Origin of the sequence: Thermus aquaticus, assembly GCF_001280255.1 — a bacterium.
GTDB lineage: Bacteria > Deinococcota > Deinococci > Deinococcales > Thermaceae > Thermus > Thermus aquaticus.
The window spans coordinates 1-4,107 of record NZ_LHCI01000092.1 but is presented as its reverse complement, the minus strand read 5'-3'; the positions used below and the strand labels follow the sequence as shown (position 1 = coordinate 4,107).

The following is a 4,107-nucleotide window of genomic DNA, read 5'->3' as shown; positions in this document are numbered from 1 at the left end:
CATCGTCCTCACCCTCTGGGAGAGCGAGGCGGCCTTCCTGGCCTGGACGGAAAGCCCTGCCTTCCGCGAAGGGCACGCCAAAAGCACCCTTCCCAAGGACGCTTTCGCCGGTCCCAATCGGTTGGAAACCTTTGTGGTGGTTCTGGACTCGGAGGAGGACCATGCCTAGACCACCGCTAGAAGGGATAACCGCTTGGTCTCTTCTCAAGGAGGCGCGGGAGCGGATCTATACCCTTCCCCCGGATTTTCCGGGCTTCCAGGCTAAGCTGGCCTTCTACTGGCAGGGCGTCTGGTACTGGGGTGAGGTGGAGGTCCAAGGTTTCTCTCCCAAGGCGAAATTGACGGAGGACGTCAAGCCCCTGGCTGAGCGGGAACTGGCCTCCATCTTGGGCCATCGCCGCCCTATCCCCTTTGAACAGGGGGAGGGAAGGTGGCCGATGCGCGGCTTGGAAGATGGTCCCTTGGGAGTCCGGATCGCCCTGGAAGACCCCTTCCACTCCCATCTCTGGGTAAGGGAGGGACGTCTTTCTCTGATCCAGCGGCGCCTGGAGGAAGGGGAGCTGCGCCTCCACCTGCTTTCCTGGAAAGAAACCCATGACGAGCGCCTCCTTCCTCACCGCTTTGTCCTGGTGCAGAAGAACGCGCGGGGAGAGATTCATCGGGTGGAAATCTACCGCGATGAGTACACCCGGGTGGGCCCCTATTGGCTTCCCCGGGAACGTCAGGTGGAGGTGGAAGGGGAGAGGCTAGGCAGTCTGATGATCCGGCTGGAGGAACTGGAGGTGAGAAAATGAGGCCCAATGCCCTTTGGCTTCTGGCGATGGCCCTGGTCCCCACGGCCTGGGGCCAGCCCCACCGGGTGGTGGACGCCACCGGCAAGGAGGTGGTGGTGTCCTCCACCCAGCGTATCGTCAGCCTGGACGGCATCACCACGGAGATCCTCTTCGCCTTAGGGGTCGGCAACCAGGTGGTGGGGCGGGACGATTCCAGCTACTACCCCCCGGAGGTGCTTCGGCTGCCCAGCGTGGGCTACCAGTTCCGCCTTTCCGCCGAAGGGATCCTCTCCTTGCGGCCCACGCTGGTCATCGGCCGGGAGGACGTGCGCCCCCCCCAGGTGGTAGAGCAGCTTAGGGCGGCGGGGGTGACCGTGGTGCTGGTCCCCACCGAGCCCACCGTCCAGGGTGCCGAGGCCAAAATCCGGGTGGTGGCCCAGGCGGTGGGCCGCCAGGCGCGGGGGGAAGAGCTGGTGCGGAGCTTGGAGCGGGACCTCCTGGCCCTCGAGGCCTTCAAGGCGCAAAGAGCTCCCAAGGGAAGGCTACGGGCCCTCTTCCTCTACATGCGGGGGCCCCAAACCCTCTTCGTGTGCGGAGAGGGGGCCACGCCTGTGGGCATGATGGTCCTAGCGGGCCTGGAAAACGCTGCCCGGGGAATCCGGGAGTGCCAGCCCATGACCGCAGAGAGCGTAGTGGCATCGCAGCCCGATGTCCTTGTGACCTTTAAGAAGGGTCTGGATTCCATTGGGGGCCTTCCCGGCCTCCTCCGTCTCCCCGGTATTGCCCAAACTCCCGCAGGCCAAAAGGGAAAGGTGGTGGCCATGGACGACCTGTACCTAGGCTCCTTTGGCCCCAGGGCAGGCAAGGCCGCCCTGGACCTCTTCCGGGCGGCTTACCTCCAGGAAGGCTTTGTGGAGGTGGTACCGTGAGGTCCTACCTTTGGGCCAGGGCCTACCTGAAAGCCGTCCTCTTGCTCCTCCTCTTGGGCAAGCCTGTGCCCGAGGGGCCAGAGGCCGTCCTCAAGGAGATCCCGTGATCTCAACCACCATACCCCACCACCTTCGGCGTTACCGTAAGGCCCTTTTCTCCTTGGCCCTCCTCCTCCCCTTTGCCCTGCTCCTGGGCCTAGCCCTGGGCGCCTACTCCATCCCCCCCTTGGCCATTCCCCAGATCCTCCTCCGGGGGGAGGGGTTGGAGTACCAGGTCCTCACGGCCCTCCGCCTCCCTCGGGTCCTGGGAGCGGCTCTGGTAGGCAGCCTTCTAGCGCTAGCGGGGGCGGTTCTGCAAGGGCTTTTCCGCAACCCCCTGGTGGACCCCGGTCTCATCGGGGTGAGCTCAGGGGCTGCCCTGGGAGCGGCCATCTTCATCGTCCTCCTGCCCGGAGCGGGGCCTTTGGAGGCCTATGCCCTTCCCCTCTTCGCCTTCTTGGGAGGGGTGTTGGCCACCCAGGTCCTGTGGTGGATCGCCCGGACCCCTATGGGCACGCAGGTCCTGGTCCTGCTCCTTTCGGGCATCGCCCTTAACGCCCTGGTGGGAGCGGCCATAGGTCTTCTCACCTTTTTGGCCACGGAGGAGCAGCTCCGCAGCCTCACCTTCTGGACCCTAGGGGGATTCTCCGCGGTGACCTGGACGACCCTGCTCTCTGGCCTCCCGCTAGCCTTTCTGGCGTGGGCCCTCCTCCTACCCTTGACCCGCCCCCTCAACGCCCTGGTCCTGGGGGAGCGGGAAGCCTTCCACCTAGGCGCGGATCTAGAGGCGTTGAAACGACGGGCCGTGGCGGGCGCGGCTTTTGGGGTGGGGGTGGCGGGGGGCCCGGCTGGAGGTGTGGGCTTCATCGGCCTGGTGGCTCCCCACCTCTTCCGCCTCCTGGCGGGGCCGGACCACCGCTACCTCCTTACGGGATCGGCCCTTTTGGGAGCCTCCTTGGCGGTCCTCGCGGACCTCCTGGCGAGAACCGTGGCGGCCCCCGCCGAGGTACCCGTGGGCGTGGTGACCGCTCTCCTGGGAGGTCCCTTTTTCCTTTACCTGGTCCTGCGGTACAAGCGGGAGGTGTACCGTGCTTGAGGCCTGTGGCGTGGGTTACCTGACCGGGGGACGCTGGATCGTTAGGGGGGTTGATCTCGCCCTGAGGGAAGGGGAGTTTCTGGCGGTTCTAGGTCCCAACGGCAGCGGCAAGACCACCCTGCTCCGCATCTTGGCGGGGGAGCTATCCCCTAGCGAGGGCGAGGTACGCCTCTGGGGCAAGCCCTTGACCGCCTACTCCCCTAAGGCTCTAGCCCGTAGACGGGCAGTCCTTTCCCAGAACCGCCAGATAGCCTTTCCCCTTACCGCCTACGAGGTGGCCTTCCTGGGTCGGCTCCCCCACATTCGGGGAAGGGAAGCCCCGGAGGATCACCGGAAGACCCTCGAGGCCCTGGCGCAGACCCAGGCCCTCCCCTTTAGCGATCGTCTCCAGCCAAGCCTTTCCGGGGGGGAGGCCATGAGGGTGGAAGCGGCCCGACTTCTCAACCAGGAGCCCCAGCTCCTCCTCCTGGACGAGCCCACCAACCACCTGGACCCGCGGTACGCCCTGGAGCTCTTGCTCCTTTTCCGAACCCTGACTTCACAGGGAAGGGCCGTAGTGGCTGTTCTGCACGACCTGAACCTAGCCAGCCTTTTTGCTGACCGCGTGCTCCTCTTGCAGGAAGGGGCGGTACGGGCCTTTGGTAGCCCGAAAGAGGTTCTACGGCCCGAGGTGCTGGAGCCTGTCTACGGCGTGGCCTTTGCCGCCGTGGCCCAAGGGGAGGGGCCCCCTTTGCTCTTTCCCGCCTTGAGGCTCGCCGGGCGGGCACTCTCTCACTGAAACCCGCGTCCCGACCAATCCCCCTCTTGGGGGTCCTCCTGGCCTGGGGCTAGAATGCCCAGCCCCGCCTCCGGGCACCGCGGGCAGGGCTCGCCCTCGGTACAAACCTAGAGGCTGTCGTAAAAGGGTGGTATCCTTGAGGGGTGCCTCTTAGACGATGTTACCCCAGCGACCTAACCGACGAGGAGTGGGGCCTCCTGGAGCCCCGCATCCCTGCCCCCAAGCCCGGCGGCCGGCCCGCCAAGGTGTCTAGAAGATCGTGAACGCCATCCAGAAGGTGTTCCCCTAAAGGGGAAGCACGTTACGTCCTGAAGAACGGCATCCCGTGGCGAGCCCCGGGGAAACGATGGGGCGAAAAAGGTCAAAGGGAGAAAGCGCCAGATCCTAACGGACACGGGGGGTGGGCGAGCCTTGCTTGCGGGGATGGACCTCTCCTTGTGGCCACGAGTGCGGAAGCTTTTTGTACCGGGGCCTCAAGGAGACGGCTTCTTC

At 65.5% G+C, this 4,107-nt stretch carries 5 protein-coding genes and 2 pseudogenes; all 7 read left to right on the top strand.

The window, feature by feature from the left end; genetic code table 11:
• Positions 1–169, top strand: a 169-nt coding sequence (locus BVI061214_RS00615) for an antibiotic biosynthesis monooxygenase family protein (protein WP_248841682.1), incomplete at its 5' end; no start/stop codon positions are given.
• Entirely contained in the window at positions 162–794 is a 633-nt protein-coding gene (locus BVI061214_RS00610; RefSeq protein ID WP_053766912.1) for a DUF3386 family protein, read from the top strand. The genes BVI061214_RS00615 and BVI061214_RS00610, both read left to right, overlap by 8 nt.
• Positions 791–1,702, top strand: a complete 912-nt coding sequence (locus BVI061214_RS00605) for a heme/hemin ABC transporter substrate-binding protein (RefSeq protein ID WP_053766911.1) — start codon at positions 791–793, stop codon at positions 1,700–1,702. Before BVI061214_RS00610 ends, BVI061214_RS00605 begins: the two co-directional genes overlap by 4 nt.
• 103 nt (positions 1,703–1,805) lie before the next feature.
• The gene (locus BVI061214_RS00600) at positions 1,806–2,837 is read left to right on the top strand and encodes a FecCD family ABC transporter permease (RefSeq protein ID WP_082333087.1); all 1,032 of its coding nucleotides are present in this window, start codon (positions 1,806–1,808) and stop codon (positions 2,835–2,837) included.
• Positions 2,830–3,615: an ABC transporter ATP-binding protein gene (locus BVI061214_RS00595; protein WP_053766910.1), complete on the top strand. Its 786-nt coding sequence runs from the start codon at positions 2,830–2,832 to the stop codon at positions 3,613–3,615. Before BVI061214_RS00600 ends, BVI061214_RS00595 begins: the two co-directional genes overlap by 8 nt.
• 143 nt (positions 3,616–3,758) lie before the next feature.
• Positions 3,759–3,872: pseudogene (locus tag BVI061214_RS13565) on the top strand (transposase); the annotation flags it as partial.
• 67 nt (positions 3,873–3,939) lie between these two features.
• Positions 3,940–4,032, top strand: a pseudogene (locus BVI061214_RS14135) (IS5/IS1182 family transposase); the annotation flags it as partial.
• Positions 4,033–4,107 lie beyond the last annotated feature (75 nt).